Here is a 21267-nt window from a genome sequence, read left to right on the forward strand (position 1 = left end):
ACCCCGGAATCCTGCTGCGAGGGTCAGCCTCCAACACCGTGGCCTGGGCAGGTGATCCGATAGCGCTGGCGTGGGGACGGGGTTTGAGAGCCACATCGGCCGCTGGAACCTCGTCGAACGCACCCCGCCGACATCGAGGCCGACGTCCGTGCCGCCGCGCCGCCGGGAACCGTCGCCGGACTGGACATCACCGCCGATGCCACTGGCCTGACGCTGGATACCCGCGCTGTTCTGCGAGCGGCAGAACACCAGCTGGACCGGGCTCGACGATCACTACAGTCCAGTCTCATGACGACGATTACGACGCGTACGGTCGAGTATCCGGCCGACGGTTTGACGATGATCGGGCACCTCGCGCTCCCGGCCGGTGTCGACCGCCGGCCCGCGGTACTGCTCGGACCGGAGGGCATGGGGCTCAGCGACGTCGAGCGCCGCCGGGCCGATGCTCTCGCCGAACTGGGATATATAGCGCTGGCCTTCGACCTTCACGGCGGGCGCTATTTGGGCGACCCCGAGGAGATGCTGGCCCGTTGCCTGCCGCTGCTCGCTGATCCCGACCGGATGCGGGGCATCGGCCATGCGGCGCTCGACGTGTTGCGCACCGAACCGCGGACCGACCCCGACCGGATCGCCGCCGTCGGCTATGGCACCGGTGGCGCCGTCGGGCTGGAACTCGGGCGCGGCGGCGTCAACCTGCGTGCGATCGGGACAGTCAACGCACTGACCACGGGCCGACCGGGCGAGGCGGCGCGCATTCGCTGCCCGGTGTGGGCCGGGGTCGGGTCGGAAGACCCGATCATGCCGCCCGCGCAACGGAACGCGTTCACCGCTGAGATGCAGGCCGCGGGCGTCGACTGGCGCCTCGCGGTCTACGGCGGCGCCTTGCACGCCTTCCACCACCCGCCGGTCGGCCACCCCTCGGTCCCCGGCGTCGGCTACCACCCACGGCACGCGCGGCGAGCCTGGCGGGACGTCGTCGACCTGCTCGCCGAGTGCCTGCCCGTGACGGAGGATCCGGGGCGTGACCCAGGTAAGCATGCCGGCGCCGGGCACTGACAGTCCCCTCCCCTCAAGTCCGCACAGCTGAACCGCATTCAGGCGGACGCTCGACCGCGGAAACGCGTTCGCAACTGCCGCAGTAAATGCCGGATCTACCGCGAGAGAGCCCCTGCCGTGATCACCGCGACCTGCGGCGGGCCATTCCGGCCGCCGGGGCGAGGAGTACGCATTTACTGCGGCACTTCCAGGAAGGCGGGGCGGCGTGACGATCGAACCGGTGACCGAGCTCGGGAGCGGGAACGCGCTTCGGTTGCCGCGCGCTCGGGTCGTACCTCTGCGCCGTCCTTTGCCACGCGGTGCCAGGATCGGACCCGCGCGGCGACCGGATCGCTGTCAACCTCGTGCTGGGCGTTCAGTTGCAGATGCCAGAGACTCCGGACTGGGCCCCAGCGTCAAGGACGGTGGCACAGATGTAGTCGTCCGGGCCGTCGTAAATCCAGCCGGAGCCGCCGCCTTGGCTGCGGAAGATCTCCTTGCCGTTGTCCGTCAGAACGAAGAAGCACCCAGGGGGAGCAACGGTCGGGTTGAGCTCCTGCTCGTCGTGCCAGGCGCCGTTGACAAACTTCAGTTGAATCTCCTGATCGGCGACGCAGTTCGCCGTTCGGATCCAGTGATCACCCTCGTTGGCAGCGAAAGCGGGCGTGGACGTGGACAGGGCGAGCACGGCACCTACGCCGAGAACGGCGATGGCGGATCGCAGGTATGTACGACCGGACAGCATGAGGCGGTTCCCTTTCGGAGTCGGCCCGGCTGGTGGCCGACCGATGGTGCGTGGGGCCGTCAGGCGGTGCCCGGGGCCGGGCGGGGTCACACTGTCAGCATTCGGAAATCGAGCACCATCGGATTTTCGGCCTGTATGGGCCCGGACGGGCGGGGCTCTGGCTCGCGCAAAAATTTGGTACGCCCTGAAGAGGAGGGCTGCGGGCAGGCCCTCCCGGACGATCCCGTCGATCGGGAGACGCGGCGCAGGCCGGGCGAAAGGCGCCACGCCCTGGAGGAGTTGGGTGGTTCATGGCCGCCGGGGCCATGGACATCACGGCCCGTCATGTCGTCGGGCATCACTTTCAGCCAGTCGATCTGACCGCTGGAATCCCTTTACGGCGGTACACCCGTTTTCGCCCGGGGCACGCGAAGCCCAGGGTGGTGGCCCGAACGTCGGCGCCCTTGGCATATTGAGGTCATGCATGACCACCAGGCCGTGCTTGGTGCAGCTGCCGGCTCGTCCGCGGTTCCTCCCGACGGCAGACGTCCATGAGACCCGCGGGGAGAAGTGTGCGCACTGACGGAGAGAGGCACCGGCTGGTGAACGCCTTGGTCGGAAAGGCGCGGACGAACAGGGAGATGCGCCGGCTGGCGAGCGCGTTGATCGACCCCGTCCGCGTTCCGGTCCCGGCCGACCCCAACGAGCTGCTGGACGCGCTCATCACGTCCGTCAGCCAGTGGCGTGGCCGCCGGGTCCAGGTGCATCAGAAAGCCTTTCCCGCGGTGCTGCGCGCGACGGGCATGTGGATGGAGCGGGCCGACCAGGACGGCACCGTCGCCGACCACATCATCATCGAGGAGCACGCGGCAGCCTGGCACAAGCTCGTCATCTTCGGGCACGAGGTGTGGCACATGCACAAGGACGAGGCGATCGACCCGTCCGCGCTGGCCGCCGCGACCCGCACCGACTTCGTCGAGGCTGCGGAGAAAGAGGCTGAAACGTTCGGTCTGCTGATCGTCCAGCGTCTGCGGCCGTGGCTGCAGGCGGCGCCGGACTCCGTGTACGCGGCCCAGGGCGGCGTCGACAACCTGGCCGGCCGCATCGGCGCCGCGTTGAACTACCGGGGGACCAGGCCATGACCGCCCTGATCAACTTCGTGAGCTGCGGCGTGCTGTGGCTCGGACTCGGCCTCAAGCTCCGGGACCTCGTCGGTCACAGGAGTGACCCGTTCCTTCGCACCATCACCGCACTGCTGGCCCTGGCAAGCCTGTGCTTCCTGTTCGGCTCCCCGCCCGCCGTGGGTGCCATCAACCGGATCAGCGGGATCCCGAACCTGGCTGCTCCCCTGACCTACGCGGCCATCACGGCCTACGGGGCGTCCTGCCTGGTACTCGTGGTCTACTGGCGCAACGGCACCGGCGGGCGACGCACTGCCCGTCGTTGGATCACCGGCTACGCCGTCGTCGTCACCGCGATCGGTGTGCTCTTCGCGCTCGGCACCACCCCCGTGGAGCGCCGGACCGACTTCGACACCTACTACGCCCGCACCCCGTACATCGACGCGATGATCTCGCTGTACCTCGTGGCCCACCTCATCGCCGTCACCATCACCTGTCTGTGGTCCCTGCGTTGGGCCATGGGCCGCACGGTCCGTGGATGGGTGCGTGCCAGCCTGTTGACGCTCGCCATCGGCACGCTGATCGGCGCCGGCTTCAGCATCACCAAGCTCACCGCCGTCATCGCCCTGTGGAGCGGCCACGACCTGGACTTCCTCTCGACGCGGCTCTCCCCCGGCTTCGCCGGGCTCGGCGCCTTCCTGACCGTCGTGGGCGTCCTCCTGCCGTTCCTCGGGCACCACGTGACGCGCTGGCGGCACGAGCTGCGCCTGTACCGCCAGCTCGCCCCGCTGGACCGGCTGTTGAAGGACTTCCTCAAGCGCCGGGCGCTGCGACTGCACCGGCCGCTGACACCGTCGGTGTGGGTGACCTGGCGCCAGACGAGCATCACCAACGGGCTCGCCGCCCTTCAGGACTGTTTCGACCGGGACGTGTACGAGCAGACACTTGAGCGCGAGCTGGACGCTTCGGGCGATCGTACGGCCGCGGAGGCCGTCGCCCTGGCCACGACCATCGCGGTCGCGGCCCGCGGTGAGAGCGCCGGGCAGCCGGCCCTGGGCTGGAGCGGGCAGCCCGGTGTCCTGGAACCGCGCCACATGGAGCTGCACACCCTGGTCCGGATCGCTGCCGCGCTGCCCGGGTCCGAGCGGGTGATGCCGTTCCGGGCGCACGGCGACCCGGTCGCGAAGAGCCGTGCCTGATTCCTCCTTCGGCAGTACGTCCCCTCTCTCCCCCCACGCGCGGGCCTGATTGGAGTCTTCAGGCATGAGCATCGTTGTGTACGTCGCGGCAGCCGGCCTTGCCGTCGCGGCTCTGCTGCTGCTTCCCGGGCCCCGGGTGTCCCGGCGCAACCCGCTCACGGTGTCGACCTGCATCTCCGCCGCTCTCGGAGCCGTCTGCTTCACGTGCTCGGCTCCCGCGACGCTGGCCAGGGTCAACGAGATGACGGGTGTCCCGAACTTCGGTGCTCCGCTGACGTATTCGTTCATCTCCGCGTACAGCGCCTCGGTGCTCATTCTGCTGATCCACTGGCGCGGCGGCCCGCAGGAGCAGATCCGGGTGATGGTCACCCGGATCGTCCTCACCTACAGCGTCCTGGTCGTCGCCGTCATCACCCTGTACCAGCTGGGCAGTGCACCGGTCGAGCGGCTGCAGGACCTCGACACCTACTACGCCCGCACCCCGTACATCAGGGAGATGATCGTTCTCTACCTGGTCGGGCACGCGGTGTGCGCGGTGAGCATGATCGTGCTGAGCCTGCGCTGGTCCCGCACCGTCACCGGGCTGCTCCGGACCGGGCTGCGGCTCATCATGGTCGGCCTGACACTGGACGCCGTCGGCTTCGTCCTCGCGAAACTCGTCGCTGTCGCGGCCCGCTGGAGCGGGCACGATCTCGACTGGCTCTCCACCACCGTGGCCCCGCCGGCCGTTTCCCTCGGTGCCCTGATCACCAGTGCCGGATTCGTCATTCCGCGGCTCCTTCCGACGACGCGTGACCAGTGGCGGAGCATGAGGGACTACCGCGCGCTGGTGCCCCTGTGGGAGCAGGTGAAGGGCGTGTCCACCGCGCCCAAGCCCGCACCGTCGCGGTGGCGGCTGCCCAAGGACCGGCTGCAGGTGCTCGAACTCGCCATCCACGACGCCCTGCTGCACCTGGTCCCCGCCTTCAACCAGGACCTGGGCAGGACGGTGTACGTCCGCGCCCTCGACCACGGCAGCTCCCACACCGAGGCCCTCGCCGTCTCCGAAGCCGCCATGGTGGTGGATGCCGCCGCGGAGGCAGGTGCCGCCGACTCCTCTGTGCCCGTGCAGGACATGGCGGTTGAGGCGGACCGCTACCGTCTCCTCGCCACCACCGCCTCCGGCACGAGGGAACTCGTACAGCTCGCCGAGGCGCTGGGGCGACTGCCCGCCGTCCACGAGCCCAGGTCCCGCACGCGGGTGCGGTGATGACGTCCACCCCTGACACAAGGAGTCCCATGTCCCGTACTGCTGTGGTCATCGGCGCGGGAGCCGCCGGCATTCTGGCCGCGGCCGCTCTCTCACGCGTGGTCGACCAGGTCGTCGTGCTGGAGCGCGACGCCCTCCCGGACGGGCCCGAGAACCGCAGGGGAGTGCCCCAGGGCAGGCACGCGCACCTCATGATGGCCGGCGGCCTGGACGCCATGGACACGCTGATCCCCGGCACGGACATGCGCAAGCACCTCATCGCCTCGGGCGCCCACGAGATATCCCTGAGCCGTGACATGGTCGTCTTCACGTCAGGGGGATGGTTCCACCGGTGGCGTCACGCGGATCCCCTCATCGTCACGTGCAGCCGGGCCCTGCTGGACTGGGCGATACGCACGGCGGTGCTGAAGTCCCTCGGCAACATCGCGATCCGGCAGGCCAAGGCCGTCGGCCTGCTCGGTGATTCCGGGCGCGTCCGCGGCGTGCGCATCGCCACCGTCGCCCCGGACACCCCGTTCGACGCCGGCTTCACCGCCGAGTACGGGCTCCGGCTCTCCGCCGACGGTGGCGAGGCCGATCTGTACGCCGACTTCGTGGTGGACGCCAGTGGCCGCGGGTCCCGCATCGCCACCTGGCTCGGCGGCCTCGGGATCACGGACATCCCGGAGCGGACCCTGGACTCCGGGCTCGTCAACTCCACCCGTCTGTACCGCATCCCCGAGGGTGCCGAGAGCTGGCCGCTGACCATGATCCAGCCGAACCCCTTCACCGGAGGCCCGGCCCGCAGCGGCATGATCGTGCCGATCGAGGGCCGCCGGTGGATGGTCAGCCTCGGCGGGTCGCGGGGCGGCGAGCCGCCGAAGGACCCGGACGCGTTCCTCCGGTACGCGCTCGACCTGCCGCACCCGATCGTGGGCCGGCTCATCGCCGGCGCCGAGCCGCTCACGGACGTCTTCACGAGCCACAGCACGAGCAACGCCCGGCGCTACCTGGAAAGGGCGGCCGTCTGGCCGGAGAACCTGGTGGTACTCGGCGACGCGCTCGCCACGTTCAATCCGCTCTACGGCCAGGGCATGAGCGTCGCCGCCCTCGGCGCCCAGGCGTTGGCGAGGACCGTACGCCAACGCTGGGGTTCGCGGGGCCTGGCCCGCCGCGTACAGCGTGAGGTCGCCACGTCGGTGGACGCCGCCTGGACGCTCGCCGTCAGCTCCGACGTCCTGTACCCCCATGTGATCGGAGGCGCGCCCACCGCCGCGGACCGTCTGGCCGCGCAGTACACGCGTCGGCTGACCCGGTCGGCGACGGGCTCGTACGCTGCCGCGTCAGCGCTGTTCGACGTGACCAGCATGCGGAGCAGCGCGCTGCGGCTGATGCGGCCCGGCCCGCTGCTCGCCGCGCTGACCGGCCCTGCGTTGCCCTCATTGTCCGGTCCCCCGCTCACGCCCGCCGAGCACGAGACCCTGAGCGGCCTCATCCGCACAGGACAGACGGGTCAGGGCCCCCAGCCCCCGGCGTAACACCCCCGCTCTGCCGACGCCCTCCGCAGAGCCGCTCCGGCAGAGCGAACGTCCTGCTCAGACCTGGCGGCCGGCGCGCTGATCGCCCGCGAGGCCGGTGCGCTGGTCACCGACGCCGAGGGCCGCCCCTGGCACATCGGCGCACCCAGCTTCCTGGCCGCGTCACCCCACCTGCATCCGGCGTTCGTGCAGCTGCTCGGGAAAGCACGCTGACCACGTTCGCAGGACTGGGCGGCTGAGCCAGCAGCGTGAGACAGCCAGAGAATCACTGGTCAACGTTCCCCGGCCGGTGCCACCAGCGGCGAGACCCTGCACGCCGGCCCACGAACGGCTCCGGCGTCCCGCATGCGCGCTCCCGGCCCACACCGCACCCTGGAGAGGTGACCGAGACGCCGCACGTCATCGTCTACCCGCCGGCCGAGGACGGCGGCAGACGTGTCCGCGTCGGCAACCGGTTCGTAGGCATGGCGTACACGTTGCACGACATCGCCGAATTCCTGTGCCGGGCCGGGGCAGAGGACGTCGAGCCGGAGGACGTGGCGAGCGCGGACTGGGTGGAGTGGCGCGGCGCCGGGCCGAACGTGTGGGTGCCGCCCGGCGCATGACGCGCTCATGCACCACCACGAGCATCCGGCCAGGACATCGTGGACGCCGGCCGGGTCAGCTGATCTTCTGCAGGTCCTCGGCGAAAACGCGCGCCGCCGCCAGGTCCGCCCCGTTCGGCCGCCCCTTGCGGATCCCCCCGACCAGCCGGAACGGTGCCCAGGTGTCGAAGCCGCGGCACGAGAACGTGTCCGCCACCTCGAAGCCCTTGGCCCGCAACGTGCCCACCAGGGGCCGCGCAGGCGGGCGGAATCGCAGCTCGGGCAGGCCGCTGGTCGCGAACACGAACGCCCGCCCCCGCTGCGGCGGCAGGGCGGCGACGAAGCGGAGCAGGTCCGGGTGGAACCGCTGGGCGAAGATCCCGGAGCCGAAGCCGACGAGGTCACAGGCCGACAGCTCCGCCGGGTCCGCCTCCTGCGGCCGGACCACCCTCGCTCCCAGCACCTCGGCCATGACGTCGGCGACCCTGCGGGTGTTGCCGTGCGACACCGACGTACAGATGATCAGGGACCTCATGCTGTTGCTCCTCCCGTGCACCCACGGTCCACGTGTCCGGTTCTCACGCCTTTCATGGAAGAGACAGGGCAGGGGCCGGAGGTGTGACATCGGAACGAACAGCCCCGTGCGGACGCGGTCCGGCGGCCGCGGCCGGCGCTGCCTCAGTGTCCGGCGTCGTCTCCGCGCAGCGGCCATGCGGAGTGCAGGAAGGACACGATGTGGTCGTTGACCTCACGGGCGCGTTCCTGCTGGGTCCAGTGGCCGCAGCCGGGCAGCCTGATGATGTCCCGCAGGCCGGGCACGAGGGCACGCATGGGGTCCAGGGAGCTGAACCGGTAGGCGGAGTCGAGCTCGCCCGTGATGTACAGCGTGGGCTGGTGGACCTGGAGCGTGCCGACCTCGGGCAGGTCCGACCAGTCGAAGTCGAAGGTGCGGTAACGGCGGATCGCGCCGGCGAATCCCGTGCGCTCGAACTCGTCCGCGTAGTGGTCGAGTTCGGCGTCGCCGAGCCATGGGGACCAGTGGGACGGGGACCCCGGGTCGGGGAGCGGGGTGAGGTAGCCGGAGGGCTCCGGCGTGTCGAGCAGCCAGCGCGGAACCAGATCGGCGGGCGCCTGGCCGGACAGGGCGTACATGGTCATGCGCAGCGTACGGGCGGCGTCGGTGTCCAACTCGGCCTCTGCGACGCCGGGTTGCTGGAAGTACAGCACGACGTTGAACTTGCCCGGGTTGTTCCTGCGGATCAGTTGCGTGATGGGCAGCGGGGGGCGAGCCGGGTACGGCACTCCCAGCGCGATCATCGCCGGGAATCGTCGGGGCATCAGCTGTGCCGCCGCCCACGCGATCGTGGCGCCCTGGTCGTGGCCGACGAGGGCGGCGGAGTCGAGGCCCAACGCGTCGCACAGGCCGGTCAGGTCCGCCAGGTTGTTGCGCAGGCTGTAGCCGCGGGTGTCCGCCGGGGCATCGGTACGGCCGTAGCCCCGCAGGTCGGGAGCGATGGCGCGGAATCCGGCCGCGGTCAGGGCGGGCAGCTGATGCCGCCAGGAGTACCAGAGTTCGGGAAAGCCGTGCAGGAGGAGGACGGCCGGTCCCTGACCCGCCTCCGCCACATGCATGTGGATGCCGTTCGTCCGTACGATCCGGTGGCGGATCTCCGTGCCGCGCTCCACGGTGCCCTCGGGCCGCCGCTCGGTCCCTCGGCCCGTCGGCGCGGCGGCCCCGACCGTCCCCACGGCCGCTGCACCCAGCGCCGCGGCCAGCAACGGCCTCCTGCTCAGCTCGGGCATGATCGTTCGCCCCCTGTCCGATGGACGTGCACCACCTCGTGGTGGTGACAGGGGCCAGCATGCGCCGCGGCGATCACCGGACACATCAGCCGTGGAGAGGCCGTGCGACTACCCCGCCGGGAGTACGGCCGGCCGTTGTTCCTCCCGCGCCGCCCGCGCCCGCCTGCGGACACGCGGGGCCGGCGCGCACGGTGCCGAAGCCGGCGTCTTCGGCCGATGGGAGTCAGGAGGCGAGGTCCGCGCCATCTTCTGTCGCAGGCCGCGCGGACACCTGTGGGTCACCCCTCTCTCTGCCGAGCAGGCCGGCACCCTCGCCGCTCACCTGGCCGGCCTCGGCCGCTCCCCCTCCGGTGTCCTCGCGGCAGCGCCGGTCCCCTTCTGGCGGACGCATCTCCACCGTCTCGGCGCGCACACCCCACCGCAGCCGCGCCCACAGGGCCGGGGGCGCGTCACGGGTGAAGAGGACCACGAGCAAGTCGTGCGCTGGTGCCGTGAATTCCGCGTGCTTGTCGGGGAGCAGCCCTCCACCGACTTGATGTCACCGGGCCGACGAGGAACATCACCGACCTTTGGCGGAGCTCCAGTGGGGCCGGTAGGTTCTCCGCGGTGACCTTGATGGAGACGCAGGGCTTCGCGTCGATGGCCGACGGGGCCCAGTTGTGCTGGACAGCGTTGGGGGACACGACGGCCCGGAGGCTGCCCGTGGTCATGCTGCATGGCGGTCCGGGTCTGCCGGATTATCTGGGCGATGTGGCCGCCATGGTCGCGGACCTCGCGCCCGTGTACCGGTACGACCAGCGTGGCACGGGCCGGTCCCCGTGGCGGGGGCGTCATCGCCTCGCCCGGCATGTCGACGATCTCGCCGAGCTGCTCGACGCATGGGCCGTGCCCGGGGCCGTGCTGGTGGGGCACTCCTACGGCACCGACCTGGCGAGCCGGTTCTGCCTGGCGCACCCTGACCGGGTTGCCGCGATGCTGCTGATGTGCGGGCCGTTCGTCGGTGACTGGCGCGCCGGGGACCGGGCGGAGCGCGATCGGCGCATGTCCGCAGCACAGCAGGAGCGGCTCCGTGCGCTGGAGCAGGTGCCGGACCGCACGGAGGAGCAGGAAGTCGAGCTGCTCACGCTGGCCTGGTTCACCGACCACGCCGATCCGGAACGCGGGTGGCACTGGGCCGCCCAGGGCGCCCGGCGGCGTCGCCCCGTCAACTGGGCCATGAACGGCGAACTCGGCAGGGCAGGACGTGCGGACCCGCTCGATGCGCACCTGGCCGAGCTGCGCGCGTGCCTGCCGGCGCGAACGGAGCTCCTCGGAGGGACCGACGATCCCCGCCCCGTGTCAGCACTCGCATCACTCGCCCTCCGGCTCGGCCTTCGGCTGACCCGGATCGAGGGCGCCGGGCACGAACCCTGGTTGGAGCAGCCCGACGCCGTGCGTGCGCACCTTCAGCGATTCGTGCAAGGCGCGGTGGGCACATAAGGCTTCGGCCAGTTCGCCGGCCGGCCTCGTCACCGGCGGTCGGCACCGCGGCGGATCCGGTGTCGGCATGTGCCTCACCGTGTGCTGCCGGCTGGTGCGCCGCTTGCCGCGCGTTCGGCGACGTCGGCGGGGGCTGCGGCGATGACGTCGTCGAGTGCGGAGCGGGAGGTCTGCAGATCGATGATGGCTCTGGTGATCCGCTCGCGCTCTTTGGCCAGGTCGGCGAGGAGGCCGGGGCAGGTCGGCACCAGTCGCTCGCCGTCGTCGCGCAGGCAGGGCAGGATGGTCGCGATGGTGGCGGTGTTCAGGCCGGCCGCGAGCAGGCTGCGGATACGGCGCACGGTGTCCACGTCCGCCTCCCTGTATTCGCGGTAGCCGCTGGGCCGCCGCTCGGGCCGGAGCAGGTCCTGTTCCTCGTAGTAGCGCAGCAGCCGTTCGTGTACGCCGGTCTTGCGGGACAGCTCACCGATCCGCACGTCATCCTCCTCATGGATGCCTGGGGCGGGCAACGCCGCTTGACTCTCACACCGATGTGAGACTCTAGCTTTCCCGGCATGCGTGGGAACTCTGTCTCGCTCGCGGCCCTGTGCGCGAGCGTCTTCGTTGTCGGTACGTCGGAATACCTGGTCGCGGGCATGCTGCCCGAGGTCGGCGCGGATCTTCAGGTGCCGCAGGGCACTGCAGGGCAGGCGGTGACCGCCTACGCGCTCGGCGTGGTGATCGGCGGGCCCCGGTGACCATGCTGACCGCGCGGCTGGTGTTCGGCGGCTTGACCGGCGTGCTGGTGGCCACGCGTTCGCCGCCGCCTGGCAGCCCACCGCCGTGGTCGCGGTCCTGGTTCCGGGCCTGCCGGCCACCGCCACCATCGCCCCGCTGCAGGGCCTGATCCCGCGCCACGCCGGTTCCGCCCCGACCCTGGCCGTCGCGGTCAACGTCGGTGCCTTCAGCCTCGGCGCCGCCGCCGGCTCCGCCCCCGGCGGGGCCATCGTCGCCGCCGGCGCCCTGCGCCGGACCGGCCTGGCCGGGGCCGTGCTCAGCCTCGGCGGCCTGGCCCTGACCTACCTGGTTCTGCCCCGGACCGGGACCGCGCAGCACACCGGCAGTGCCCCGGTGGGCACCGCCGTCTGATCCCCGAACCCACCCCTTCCTGGAAGGTCCCATCTGACCATGCGCGCTGTCCAGATCGACCGCCACGGCGGTCCCGACGTCCTGACCCTCCGCGAGGTCGCGGCACCCGTACCCGCCGCCGGTGAAGTCCTCATCCGCACCACGGCCAGCAGCCTCAACCCGGTGGACTGGAAGACCCGCGCCTGGGAGGTCGGCCCGCCGCTGCCGGCCACGCTCGGCTGGGACATCTCCGGCCGGGTCGTCGCGAGCAACGACCCCGCTCACGAGGTGGGCGCCCACGTGATCGCCATGTCCGCGCAGATCGCCACCGGCCGCGGCACCTGGGCGGAGCTGGTCGCCCTGCCCGGCCACCTGCTCGCACCCGCACCGGCCACGGTGCCGCCGGCGGACGCGGCGGCCCTTCCGCTGGCCGGTACGACCGCCGTGCAGGCCCTGCGCGCCACGGAGTTGAGCGCCGACGAGCGGATTCTGGTCGTCGGCGCCGCCGGAGCGGTCGGCGGCCTGGTGGTCCAGCTCGCCCGCTCGACCGGCGCCCACGTCGATGCCCTGGTCTCCCGGCCCGGCCATGAGCAGGCGGCGACGGAGCTCGGCGCGGAGCGGGCCTGGCACCGCCCGCAGGACCTGCCCCGCGGCCGGTACGAGGCCGTCCTCGACACCGCCGGCACGGACGTGGCCGCGGCCCTCGCCCCCGGCGGGCGCTTCGTCTCCGTCGCCGACCACCCCCTGCCCGACGTGCCGGGCGCCCGTAAGAGCTACGTCCAGGAGAACGCCGCCGACCTCGCCCACCTGGCCAGGCTCGTCGACGCCGGCGAGCTGCGGCTGCGGATCGCCGACCGCTTCCCGCTCGGCGACATCCGCGCCGCCCACGAGCGCTTCGAAGCCGGCGGCCTCCTCGGCAAGGTCCTGATCACCTTCTGAGGTGCACCGCGTGCTTCGCCGACGGACCTGGAACCGGCGAAGTCTGGTTGTTTCCCCCGATCTTGGCGTGCGGGCGCCCTGGCCGCTGGCTGCGGGCGGGGCGCCGCCCTAGTCTTCCGGCGACCGGTCTGCGGAGCTGCTCGCCTCCCGGTGCCGCCCGCTGGACGTTGTACTGAGAGGGGAGTGGCACTCCATGGTGACCGCGAATCCGTCCCGCGACGGCGAGTCCGGGGCCTCGGGAATGCGACGAGCGCGGATCCTGGCGGTTCTGGCCGGTGCCGTGGCGGCCCTCGTCGTCTGGCTGGTGGGCGCCCAGCTGGCGGGCGTCCACCTCGTCGTCCGTACGGGTTCGGACCGCCACGAACAGTCCGTCGGAGCCGCGGCGGTCCTGGCGGCGTCGGTGGTGGCGGGCCTCGCCGCGTGGGGTTCGCTCGCCGCCCTGGAGCGGTGGGCCCCGGCGAGGGCGTACCGCACCTGGCCCGTCCTCGCCCTCACGGTCCTCGTCCTGTCCCTGGCCGGCCCGTTCGGCCTCGGTGTCACGACGGGCGCGAAGACGGTGCTCGTGTGCCTGCATCTGGTCACGGGCTCGGTGCTCGTCATCGCACTGCGGCGGACCGCCGCGAGGCCGTAGGGACCCGGCGTCCCGCGCCGCCGCCGCACCCCGGCAACAGGCCGGCGCCGGACTCAGCAGTACGGTCGTGGCCTTGAACAGGCATGCAGAGCCGGTGAGTTCGGCGCCCCCGACCGCTTCACCCTGGCCGTGGGCATCCGCGGGGCGGTCGGGTGCGTCCTGCGCCACCGGCTGCCCGACGGGGATTTCGGCCCGGTCCCGTGCGGGCAGGAACGCGCCGAGGCGCTGAACCGCCGCACGCAACCCGTGTCACCGTCCGCACCGGCCCCCGGGCCGCGCCACGCCAGGAGCAGCGCGCCCTGACTCCCCCCCACCGCACCGTCGACAACCACCTGCACGTGTCCAAAGCGAGCCGAGGCCAGGCCATCTGGCTCTGCGAGGGCCCGCGGCAGCCCTGGTCGCGGCTCCGGCAGAGCTTCTACCACCTCACCGCCGTCACCCCGCGGGGGGAGACACCCCACTAGACCGTGGTGCGGGTCACCGGGATCCACAGCTGCGCGTCGGAGCGCGCCGGGTCGTCCTGCGACGGCCGGGTGCGCAGGATCTCCGGTCCCGGACGGTACTCGTAGGGGTTGGACGGGATCCACTGGGCGGCCACGTCACCCCACATCTGCTGGAGCGCCTGCGGGAACGGACCGGTGTTCTCGAACACGGCCCAGGTGCCCGCCGGGCAGTCCAGCACGTCGAGGTCCTCGGGCAACTCGGCGGCAGCGGTCACCACGGCGTGGTAGTAGTCGAGTTCGCTGCCCTCCTCGAAGCCGTCCGACAGGCGCACGGTCGCCGACACCACGCCCTGCGGGTCCTGGTCCGAGAGGCCGACGATCCGCTGCATCGTCTCCGGCGGGATGCTCTGGATGTGCTCGGCGATGTGCGGGTTGACGCCCCGGTAGATCAGCGGGACGCGGGCCTTCTTGCCGACGACCCGGAATGCTTCCTTCTCCACGATGCGGTACCGCATGGTGCTGTTCCCTTCGACGGTGAGGCGGAAGGACAGCCGGGGCTGCGAGTTCAGAGCCGCGCCGGTACGCCTGGCCTCGCCGGGACCGACGCCGTGCACGGCGCGGAACGCCCGGGCGAAGGCCTCCCCCGAGGAGTAGCCGTAGCGCATCGCGATCTCCAGCAAGGTCGGTTCCCCGGCCAGCACTTCGGCCCCGGCGACGGTGAGCCGCCGGCGTCGGATGTACTCCGACAGCGCCATCCCCGCCAGTGACGAGAACAGCCGCCGGAAGTGGTACTCGGACGTGACCGTGATCCGGGCCAGCGCGGACACCTCGATGTGCTGGTCGAGGTGACCCTCGATGTGCTCCATGGCCTGGTTGAGCCGATCCAGCAACCCCGGCCTCCTTCCCTTTCGATCACCAACGTTAGAAAGGACCGAGCCTGCCGCACCCGACATCCTGTGCCCGCTCCGGTCGGGTACGGCAGCACGGAACCCGGCGTCATGATCCGCTATCGGCTCGTCCGCTGCCGCCCTCGGACGGGGCACGTGAGGACCTCTGCGAGGACTTCTCGTCCCCGTACGGGATACGGTCGAGTGGGCAGTCGTTGCCTCACGCCCGGCGCACGCGCGGCGGCCTCCAGGATCCACGCGACGCGGTCCACCGTACGGTGCCGCGGCCGTCGGACGTGCTCGCTCATCCCGCCCCGCCCCCGTCCTTCTCGCGTCCTTCTTGTGCATCGCCGTACGGCGACGGTAGCCCGCACCACGCCGGCGTCCGGCGGACCTGACTCGCATCCCGGGCACCGAATCCGACGCCGGCCACCGGGCCGGACGGGCCCATTAGGCTTGGGCGCTGCGACGGGTGGTCGCCCGCCGCCCGGCGGAGGGGTACGGCGCTCGTGCGGCAGCCCCGGACCACCACACCCAAGGACGGCAACCGAGTGTCTTTCTTCACCATCGGCCACCGCGGTGTCATGGCCGCCGAGCCGGAGAACACCCTGCGCTCCTTCCTGCGGGCCGAGCGCGAGGGCCTGGACGGCATCGAACTGGACCTGCACCTGAGCAAGGACGGCGCGCTGGTCGTCATGCACGACGAGACCCTGGACCGCACGACGGACGGCTCCGGTCCGATCGCCGACCAGGAGTTGCAGACGCTCAAGAAGCTCGACGCCGGACTCGGCGAGCGCATCCCCACCTTCGAGGAGGTGCTGGACGCCGTCGGACCGACGCTGCCGATCCAGGCGGAGATCAAGGACGTGGCCGCCGCCCGGTCGCTGGCCCGGGTGCTCACCGACCGCCACCTGCTGGACCGGGTCTCGGTGCTGTCGTTCCACGACGCGGCGCTGATCGAGATCCACCACCTGCTGCCGCAGGCCCGCACCGTGCTGGTGGCAGGCCCCAGCGCGCACCGCGACACCTTCGTCGGCCGCGCCCAGAAGGTCGGTTCCACCCTGGTCAGCGTGGAGCTGCGCCAGCTGAACCAGGCGATCGTGGAGAAGTGCGGCGCCGCCGGCATCGACGTCATGGCCTGGACCGTCAACGACGAGCGCGATCTGGCGCTGGCCCGGACGCTCGGCCTGGTGGGCTGCGTGACCGACGAGCCCGGCATGAAGCGGCTGGTCGAGGCCACGGCCTGACCTCAGGGGTCCGGGGCCGCCCGTGCACGCCGGGAACAGCCGGTCCGGCCCGCACTGTTGCACCGGCTGGTCGCCCCGCCATCGGGGCGACCGCTGACACGCCTGCCGCAGACTCCGGCCGAGGCCCTTTCACACAGGAGGACTGATTCATGAACGACCGGCCCCTGACACTCATGGCGGTGCACGCCCACCCCGACGACGAGGCCACCGGAACGGGAGGCGTCCTCGCGCGGTACGCGGCGGAGGGCATCCGCACGGTCCTCGTGACCTGTACCGACGGCAGTTGCGGTGACGGACCGGGGGGCGTCAAGCCGGGTGATGCCGGGCACGACCCGGCAGCCGTCGCCCTGATGCGCCGTCAGGAACTGGAGGCGAGCTGCGCCATCCTGAAGATCAGCCATCTGGAGACGCTGGACTACACCGACTCCGGAATGATGGGCTGGCCGAGCAACGACGTCCCCGGATCCTTCTGGCGGACACCCGTGGAGGAGGGCGCCGCCCGGCTCGCGGAACTCATGCGCCGCTACCAGCCCGATGTGGTCGTCACCTACGACGAGAACGGCTTCTACGGCCACCCCGACCACATCCAGGCGAACCGCATCACGATGGCCGCGCTGGCGATGACCGACCCGACACCGAAGGTGTACTGGACGACGGCGCCCCGCTCGATGATGCGGCGGTTCGGGGAGGTCATGCGCGAGTTCGGTGCGGACTGGCAGGAGCCGGATCCCGCCGAGGCCGCCGCGATGGCCGAGATCGGACTGCCCGACGAGGAGATCACCACCTGGGTGGACACCGCCGCGTTCGGCGGTCAGAAGTTCGACGCGCTGGCCGCGCACGCCAGCCAGGGCGAGAACATCTTCTTCCTCAAGATGGGCCAGAAGAGGTTCACCGAGCTGATGGGCGTCGAGACCTTCGTACGTGTCCGGGACACCACCGGCGCGGCCGTACCCGAGAACGACCTCTTCGCCGGCCTGCGCTGATCCGTCCGTCCCCCGGCCCCGGGACGGGGGCGTTCGCCCGCCCGGTCCCCGGCGCCGTCACCGGGGCTGCGCCAGGGTCTCGGCGCGGGAGCCCGGGCGGGGACAGTCGGCGTGTCGTCAGCAGGGCGGCGGTCCGGGGCACGCGGGCGACGAGGGTGCACAGACGGAACGCGGCGAATCCGAGCGTGAGCCAGTAGAAGAGGACCACGGCGGTGCCGACGACGCCGGTGATGTGTGCTGCGGCGCCGCTCCGTGCCGCCGGCGGCGCGAACTGCTCCTGGCCCGTGTGGCCGGTGTACCGGAACCGACCGCCCACGGCGTCCCCGCCGGTCTGCGCACCCTCCTGGTCCTCCCCGCCGACCGGCCACCCGAGGACGAGGCCCGCTCCCTCTGCGCCCGGCAGGGGTGCTCATCGGCTGCGCGGCCCCGCCCGAACACGCCTGCCGGGGCGCCCTCGACGCACTGTCCGACACCCTCGGCACTCCTCGGCCGGGCAGTCGCGGCTCGGCGAACTCCGCACCGTGAACGTCACTCCCATGCCGCACCCCGGTCACCCGCTTGGGCGATCACGCCGAGTCCGTCCACGTCGAATCGTGAACGTATGGGCCGTAGTCCCCCCGGGAGAGAGCGAGATCGGCATGACGGAATCTGCCATACGCGGGCCACTGCCGGACACTGCGCGCCGACGCCGGTGCCGGCGCATCGTGGCAGCGGGGTGCGTGATCGCCGCACTGTGCACGGTGCCCACCGCCCCGGCCGACGCGAAGAGCGGGGCGAACGGCGCCAAGCCGACCATCGTCCTGGTGCACGGCGCGTTCGCGGACGGCTCCAGCTGGAACGGCGTGATCCAGCGGCTGGAGCGTCGCGGCTACACCGTCATGGCCCCGGCGAACCCGCTGCGCGGCCTGCACGGCGACGCCGCGTACCTCGCCTCGGTGCTGAAGTCGGTCAAGGGTCCCGTCGTGCTGGCCGGTCACTCCTACGGCGGTGCCGTCATCAGCTCGGCCGCGGCCGGCAACCCCCAGGTGAAGGCGCTGGTGTACGTCAACGCGCTGATGCCCGACGTCGGCGAGAGCGGCATGTCGCTGTCCGCCCGCTTCCCGAGCGCCCTGGCGACCGCCACCAACTCCGTGCCGTACCGCACCGGCGGCACGACCGGCACCGACCTCTACCTGAAGCAGGACAAGGTCCACTCGGTCTTCGCCGCCTGTCTGCCGGCCGCCCAGGCGAACCTGCTCGGCATCACCCAACGACCGGCCGCCACCACCGCGTTCTCCGAGAAGGCCACGGCCGCCGCGTGGAGGAGCATCCCCTCGTGGGCCCTGGTGGGCCGGCAGGACAAGACCATCACCCCGCAGCAGGAACGCTTCGAGGCCGAGCGAGCCCGCTCCCACACCGTCGAGATCAACACCTGCCACGTCTCCCTCGTCGCCCGCCCCGACGCCGTCGCCGACCTCATCCTCAAAGCGGCGGGCACGGCCTGACCGCCGGCGCGGTGCCGCCGCCCCCTGTGCTCTTTGAGCCAACTTGGCTGCGACCGGGACCCGATTGCCGGGACAGAGGTTGTCGTGTTCGCGACGAACTCGTTTACTGCGGGCAGCAACGGAGACCCAAGGAGGCGCACCAGTCCCATGAACAAGCGAACAGCGACCCTGGCGGTACTTCTCCCGGCCATACTGAGCACGACGGTCGGCGTCGCTTCGGCGCACCCCGCGCCGCACGCGACCCCGGCAGTGGTCACCCTGACCTACGACGCCAGTGGTGCCGGTCAGTGGGCGGGCCCGGTCGAGCAGGCCGTACGGAACTGGAACGACGCGGTGCACAACGTGCGCCTGGAGCCGGCGAGCTCCCCCGGCTCGGCCGACTACGTCTACGAGGCGACCAGCGGCTGGCCGCAGACCACGCTGGGGCCGATCTTCCCCGGCGGCAGCGGCGACGTGCAGCTGGGCCGGCAGGCGGTGGACGAGGGCTACGACGCGACCCGCATCACCGCCCACGAGACCGGGCACATCCTCGGGCTGCCCGACGACTACAGCGGCCCGTGCTCGGAGCTCATGTCCGGCCACGGCCCCGGCACGTCCTGCACGAACGCCAAGCCGGACGCGGCCGAGGCGGCGCAGGTCGACAGGAACTACGCCGCCGGCGCGTCGGCGATGCGCCCGCACCACCGCCAGGTGGTGATCGACATCTGGTCCGGCCGGGTTCGCACCGGCTCACGCTGACCGGAACTGACTCAGAAGAGTGACTTTGCGCGGTTTCACGGCGAGCCACCGCAGGTCAGCGCCGTTGAAGGAGGGTGAAGGGCGTAGCGTTTCCACCAACCGAGTTTTTAGCCCTAGCTAAAGGTGGCATGCTGATGGAGTGGCAACAAGCGTTGTCTCTCCATGAGTTGGGGGTGAATCATGGGCATTTTTGCCCGTGACGAGAGCCGGACCACGCTAGCGGCTTCCCGGATAGGGCGACAGGCGACGGCCTCCCTGGCCGGCCTGCTGGCCGGCCAGGGCAAGACCCGCTCCGACCTGGCGGCGGCGATGGGCGTCAGTCCGGGGCGCGTCAGTCAGATCATGTCCGGAGACGCGAACCTGACGGTGCGCACCCTCGCCGCCGTGGCGGAAGCGCTGGACGCCGACGTGCAGATCACCTTCTGCCCCCGGGCACAGCCGACGGACGCCAGAGCCCGCGGCACGGATGCGTCGCCCCACCGGAGCAGCGTGCTTCCGGCCCGCCATTGAGCCTCACGTGCGGCACGCGCGCCGCACGGTCCGTCCGCTGATCGCCGGGCCGTCCGCGTTCAGCGGGTGAGCCAGCGGTCGAACCAGCGACGCTGCGACGGCACGGCCGGGCTGTGGAACGCGTCGTCGGACATCGCCTTCGCCCGCAGGACCCTGAGCTCCTCGTTCTCGCTGCGGCGGCCGTGAACGTACGCGAAGCGCAGCAGGTGACCGCACTGGGCGAGGGCGGTGCCGAACGCCTGGCGCCGGGCGACGAGTTCGTCCCCCGTCGCCTCCCGCCCGGCCTGGCGGCACGCCTCGTCGATCCGCGTCTGCACGTCCAGCGCCACGTCGATCGCCGTCTGCACGTCCGTGTAGATCGCGCAGATCGTCTTCGTCTCGGCGGTGAGCGGATGCCGCTCCAGCAGGTACAGCTTGAGGTCGTGGACGAACACCCTGAGCTGGGCGGACGTCTCGATGCCCTGCAGAAAGCGGTCCGACCAGCTGCACGCGTCCAGATGCACACGCTGCACCAGCCGCTCCCTGACCAGGGCGATACCCAGTGTCATGAACTTGACGTACGGCTGCGCCGTCTCGTCCTGCCGGCGTCTGGGCAGCGCCGTGGCTCCCGTCGCGGCACCCGCGACCACCGGCGGAATCGACGCCGCATGCGGCAGCAGCACCACCGCACCGGCCGCCACCACACCCATCAACGCCAGCACGAGCAGCATCAGAGACGACGACGCCCAGCTGCCCAGCAACCGCCCCTTGCCGGAGAACTCGCGTACCAGCCCCACCCACGCGATGCCCGCGCTCACGCCGGCGGGTAACACGTAGACAGCCAACCAGGTGTGGTGAAGCCAACTCATCGACGGCGCCCCCAAGACGTTCCACGGACAGGCTCAACCGCCGTCAGTCGATGATGTCAGCCGACATGGCACCACGCCGTCACTTCCAACGACAATCGGCCAGCGTGTCCGCCCGCACCGGCGCAGGGCCCGCACGGGCCCGTATCAATTGGCCGGCCCGCAGGTCTTCTCCAGGAGGGTGAACGACTTGGGCGCACCGCCCGGTTGCGGCTTGCCCGCCTTGTGGCCGACGACCCGGTAGCCGGCGTCCAGGTAGTAGGCGTTCAGGCGTGTGTTGTCGGCCAGGCAGTCCAGACGTACGACCGCCCGGCCCGCCGCGGCGACGCGGCGCTCCGCGGCACGCAGGAGAAGCCGCCCCGCACCCGGCCGCGCGCTGCCGCGGTCCACCATCAGCCGGTGCACGTAGCCGGCCACCGGCGGCTGCGGTCCCCAGGCGTCCTCGTCCTGCCACCACAGCTCCCACGCCCCGGCCACGCGGCCGTCGGCCTCGGCGAGCCAGACCTCACCCGTCGCCATGGCCCGGCGGAAGTGGTCCCCGTCCAGCTCGCCGGGCTGCCACTGGCCGGTGACGCCCCGGGCGATCATCCAGCGGGCGGCGTCGTCGCGCAGACGAACCAGGGCGGCGAGGTCGGTGTCACGGGCGAGGCGGAAGTGGAAGCCATTCACGTCGCGATCCTCGCACGGGCCCGGAACAACACCGCCTGACCGAACCGACCCGGGCCCCGGCCCGCCGCCGTAC

23 protein-coding genes and 1 pseudogene are annotated in these 21267 nt (G+C 71.5%); 17 read left to right on the forward strand and 7 right to left on the reverse strand.

Features of this window, described 5'->3' with window-relative positions:
- Positions 1-288: 288 nt before the first annotated feature.
- The gene (locus ACFC8N_RS43925; RefSeq protein ID WP_356038840.1) at positions 289-1056 is read left to right on the forward strand and encodes a dienelactone hydrolase family protein; all 768 of its coding nucleotides are present in this window, start codon (positions 289-291) and stop codon (positions 1054-1056) included.
- 355 nt (positions 1057-1411) lie between these two features.
- Here ACFC8N_RS43925 and ACFC8N_RS43930 read toward each other — a convergent pair whose 3' ends face one another.
- On the reverse strand, positions 1412-1780 hold the full coding sequence (locus tag ACFC8N_RS43930) for a hypothetical protein (protein WP_356038843.1): 369 nt from the start codon (positions 1778-1780) through the stop codon (positions 1412-1414).
- 620 nt (positions 1781-2400) lie between these two features.
- Between ACFC8N_RS43930 and ACFC8N_RS43935 the strand changes: the two genes are divergently transcribed.
- From ACFC8N_RS43935 to ACFC8N_RS43960, 6 genes and pseudogenes are all read left to right on the forward strand, one after another.
- The gene (locus tag ACFC8N_RS43935) at positions 2401-2901 is read left to right on the forward strand and encodes a toxin (protein WP_362823489.1); all 501 of its coding nucleotides are present in this window, start codon (positions 2401-2403) and stop codon (positions 2899-2901) included.
- Positions 2898-4079 (forward strand): MAB_1171c family putative transporter, encoded by a 1182-nt coding sequence (locus ACFC8N_RS43940; protein WP_356038846.1) that lies wholly within the window; start codon positions 2898-2900, stop codon positions 4077-4079. The genes ACFC8N_RS43935 and ACFC8N_RS43940 overlap by 4 nt, the downstream gene beginning before the upstream one ends.
- 64 nt (positions 4080-4143) lie before the next feature.
- Positions 4144-5328 carry an MAB_1171c family putative transporter gene (locus ACFC8N_RS43945; RefSeq protein WP_356038849.1) on the forward strand — a complete coding sequence of 395 codons (1185 nt, stop codon included), beginning with the start codon at positions 4144-4146 and terminating at the stop codon, positions 5326-5328.
- Positions 5329-5357: 29 nt separating this feature from the next.
- Positions 5358-6845, forward strand: a complete 1488-nt coding sequence (locus ACFC8N_RS43950; protein WP_376295303.1) for an NAD(P)/FAD-dependent oxidoreductase — start codon at positions 5358-5360, stop codon at positions 6843-6845.
- A gap of 57 nt (positions 6846-6902) precedes the next feature.
- Positions 6903-7058, forward strand: a pseudogene (locus ACFC8N_RS43955) (inositol monophosphatase family protein); the annotation flags it as partial.
- A gap of 167 nt (positions 7059-7225) precedes the next feature.
- Positions 7226-7450 carry a hypothetical protein gene (locus tag ACFC8N_RS43960; RefSeq protein ID WP_362823470.1) on the forward strand — a complete coding sequence of 75 codons (225 nt, stop codon included), beginning with the start codon at positions 7226-7228 and terminating at the stop codon, positions 7448-7450.
- 55 nt (positions 7451-7505) lie between these two features.
- On the opposite strand, the gene ACFC8N_RS43965 is transcribed toward ACFC8N_RS43960, so the two are convergent.
- Entirely contained in the window at positions 7506-7964 is a 459-nt protein-coding gene (locus ACFC8N_RS43965; RefSeq protein ID WP_376295305.1) for a flavodoxin family protein, read from the reverse strand.
- Between the two features lie 143 nt (positions 7965-8107).
- Complete coding sequence (locus ACFC8N_RS43970) at positions 8108-9232, reverse strand: alpha/beta fold hydrolase (protein ID WP_376295307.1); 1125 nt, start codon at positions 9230-9232, stop codon at positions 8108-8110.
- Positions 9233-9847: 615 nt separating this feature from the next.
- Here ACFC8N_RS43970 and ACFC8N_RS43975 point away from each other — a divergent pair.
- Entirely contained in the window at positions 9848-10711 is an 864-nt protein-coding gene (locus ACFC8N_RS43975) for an alpha/beta fold hydrolase (protein ID WP_376295338.1), read from the forward strand.
- 74 nt (positions 10712-10785) lie between these two features.
- On the opposite strand, the gene ACFC8N_RS43980 is transcribed toward ACFC8N_RS43975, so the two are convergent.
- Complete coding sequence (locus tag ACFC8N_RS43980; RefSeq protein ID WP_362823472.1) at positions 10786-11187, reverse strand: MerR family transcriptional regulator; 402 nt, start codon at positions 11185-11187, stop codon at positions 10786-10788.
- A gap of 78 nt (positions 11188-11265) precedes the next feature.
- On the opposite strand from ACFC8N_RS43980, the gene ACFC8N_RS43985 reads away from it, so the two are divergent.
- The 4 genes from ACFC8N_RS43985 to ACFC8N_RS44000 all read left to right on the forward strand — a co-directional run bounded on the left by ACFC8N_RS43985 (position 11266) and on the right by ACFC8N_RS44000 (position 13388).
- The gene (locus tag ACFC8N_RS43985) at positions 11266-11448 is read left to right on the forward strand and encodes a hypothetical protein (protein WP_376295309.1); all 183 of its coding nucleotides are present in this window, start codon (positions 11266-11268) and stop codon (positions 11446-11448) included.
- 85 nt (positions 11449-11533) lie between these two features.
- Entirely contained in the window at positions 11534-11839 is a 306-nt protein-coding gene (locus ACFC8N_RS43990) for a hypothetical protein (protein WP_376295311.1), read from the forward strand.
- Positions 11840-11878: 39 nt separating this feature from the next.
- Positions 11879-12757 carry an NADP-dependent oxidoreductase gene (locus ACFC8N_RS43995; protein ID WP_376295313.1) on the forward strand — a complete coding sequence of 293 codons (879 nt, stop codon included), beginning with the start codon at positions 11879-11881 and terminating at the stop codon, positions 12755-12757.
- A 193-nt stretch (positions 12758-12950) separates the two neighbouring features.
- Positions 12951-13388 carry a DUF6069 family protein gene (locus ACFC8N_RS44000; RefSeq protein ID WP_356038869.1) on the forward strand — a complete coding sequence of 146 codons (438 nt, stop codon included), beginning with the start codon at positions 12951-12953 and terminating at the stop codon, positions 13386-13388.
- Positions 13389-13848: 460 nt separating this feature from the next.
- Here the strand turns inward: ACFC8N_RS44000 and ACFC8N_RS44005 are convergent, their stop codons facing one another.
- Positions 13849-14721, reverse strand: a complete 873-nt coding sequence (locus ACFC8N_RS44005; RefSeq protein ID WP_376295314.1) for a GyrI-like domain-containing protein — start codon at positions 14719-14721, stop codon at positions 13849-13851.
- A 548-nt stretch (positions 14722-15269) separates the two neighbouring features.
- Between ACFC8N_RS44005 and ACFC8N_RS44010 the strand changes: the two genes are divergently transcribed.
- From ACFC8N_RS44010 to ACFC8N_RS44030, 5 genes are all read left to right on the forward strand, one after another.
- Complete coding sequence (locus ACFC8N_RS44010; protein WP_376295316.1) at positions 15270-15965, forward strand: glycerophosphodiester phosphodiesterase; 696 nt, start codon at positions 15270-15272, stop codon at positions 15963-15965.
- 149 nt (positions 15966-16114) lie between these two features.
- The gene (locus ACFC8N_RS44015) at positions 16115-16948 is read left to right on the forward strand and encodes a PIG-L family deacetylase (protein ID WP_376295318.1); all 834 of its coding nucleotides are present in this window, start codon (positions 16115-16117) and stop codon (positions 16946-16948) included.
- A gap of 719 nt (positions 16949-17667) precedes the next feature.
- Positions 17668-18432: an alpha/beta hydrolase gene (locus ACFC8N_RS44020; RefSeq protein WP_356039210.1), complete on the forward strand. Its 765-nt coding sequence runs from the start codon at positions 17668-17670 to the stop codon at positions 18430-18432.
- A gap of 147 nt (positions 18433-18579) precedes the next feature.
- Positions 18580-19170 carry a snapalysin family zinc-dependent metalloprotease gene (locus tag ACFC8N_RS44025; protein WP_356039213.1) on the forward strand — a complete coding sequence of 197 codons (591 nt, stop codon included), beginning with the start codon at positions 18580-18582 and terminating at the stop codon, positions 19168-19170.
- 180 nt (positions 19171-19350) lie between these two features.
- Complete coding sequence (locus ACFC8N_RS44030) at positions 19351-19680, forward strand: helix-turn-helix domain-containing protein (RefSeq protein WP_376295320.1); 330 nt, start codon at positions 19351-19353, stop codon at positions 19678-19680.
- A 59-nt stretch (positions 19681-19739) separates the two neighbouring features.
- Here ACFC8N_RS44030 and ACFC8N_RS44035 read toward each other — a convergent pair whose 3' ends face one another.
- Complete coding sequence (locus tag ACFC8N_RS44035; protein ID WP_356039219.1) at positions 19740-20477, reverse strand: hypothetical protein; 738 nt, start codon at positions 20475-20477, stop codon at positions 19740-19742.
- 195 nt (positions 20478-20672) lie between these two features.
- Positions 20673-21194, reverse strand: coding sequence for a GNAT family N-acetyltransferase (locus ACFC8N_RS44040; RefSeq protein ID WP_376295322.1), 522 nt, complete (start codon positions 21192-21194; stop codon positions 20673-20675).
- Positions 21195-21267 lie beyond the last annotated feature (73 nt).

This window comes from Streptomyces sp. NPDC055966 (genome assembly GCF_042269865.1).
In the GTDB taxonomy this organism is placed as follows: Bacteria; Actinomycetota; Actinomycetes; order Streptomycetales; family Streptomycetaceae; genus Streptomyces.

Bases quoted from the DNA above. Each gene is read 5' to 3' on its own strand.
- ACFC8N_RS43925 (WP_356038840.1), top strand. From the start codon at position 289: ATGACGACGATTACGACGCGTACGGTCGAGTATCCGGCCGACGGTTTG.
- ACFC8N_RS43930 (WP_356038843.1), bottom strand. From the start codon at position 1,780: ATGCTGTCCGGTCGTACATACCTGCGATCCGCCATCGCCGTTCTCGGC.
- ACFC8N_RS43935 (WP_362823489.1), top strand. From the start codon at position 2,401: ATGCGCCGGCTGGCGAGCGCGTTGATCGACCCCGTCCGCGTTCCGGTC.
- ACFC8N_RS43940 (WP_356038846.1), top strand. From the start codon at position 2,898: ATGACCGCCCTGATCAACTTCGTGAGCTGCGGCGTGCTGTGGCTCGGA.
- ACFC8N_RS43945 (WP_356038849.1), top strand. From the start codon at position 4,144: ATGAGCATCGTTGTGTACGTCGCGGCAGCCGGCCTTGCCGTCGCGGCT.
- ACFC8N_RS43950 (WP_376295303.1), top strand. From the start codon at position 5,358: ATGTCCCGTACTGCTGTGGTCATCGGCGCGGGAGCCGCCGGCATTCTG.
- ACFC8N_RS43965 (WP_376295305.1), bottom strand. From the start codon at position 7,964: ATGAGGTCCCTGATCATCTGTACGTCGGTGTCGCACGGCAACACCCGC.
- ACFC8N_RS43970 (WP_376295307.1), bottom strand. From the start codon at position 9,232: ATGCCCGAGCTGAGCAGGAGGCCGTTGCTGGCCGCGGCGCTGGGTGCA.
- ACFC8N_RS43975 (WP_376295338.1), top strand. From the start codon at position 9,848: ATGGAGACGCAGGGCTTCGCGTCGATGGCCGACGGGGCCCAGTTGTGC.
- ACFC8N_RS43985 (WP_376295309.1), top strand. From the start codon at position 11,266: ATGCGTGGGAACTCTGTCTCGCTCGCGGCCCTGTGCGCGAGCGTCTTC.
- ACFC8N_RS43995 (WP_376295313.1), top strand. From the start codon at position 11,879: ATGCGCGCTGTCCAGATCGACCGCCACGGCGGTCCCGACGTCCTGACC.
- ACFC8N_RS44000 (WP_356038869.1), top strand. From the start codon at position 12,951: ATGGTGACCGCGAATCCGTCCCGCGACGGCGAGTCCGGGGCCTCGGGA.
- ACFC8N_RS44015 (WP_376295318.1), top strand. From the start codon at position 16,115: ATGAACGACCGGCCCCTGACACTCATGGCGGTGCACGCCCACCCCGAC.
- ACFC8N_RS44025 (WP_356039213.1), top strand. From the start codon at position 18,580: ATGAACAAGCGAACAGCGACCCTGGCGGTACTTCTCCCGGCCATACTG.
- ACFC8N_RS44030 (WP_376295320.1), top strand. From the start codon at position 19,351: ATGGGCATTTTTGCCCGTGACGAGAGCCGGACCACGCTAGCGGCTTCC.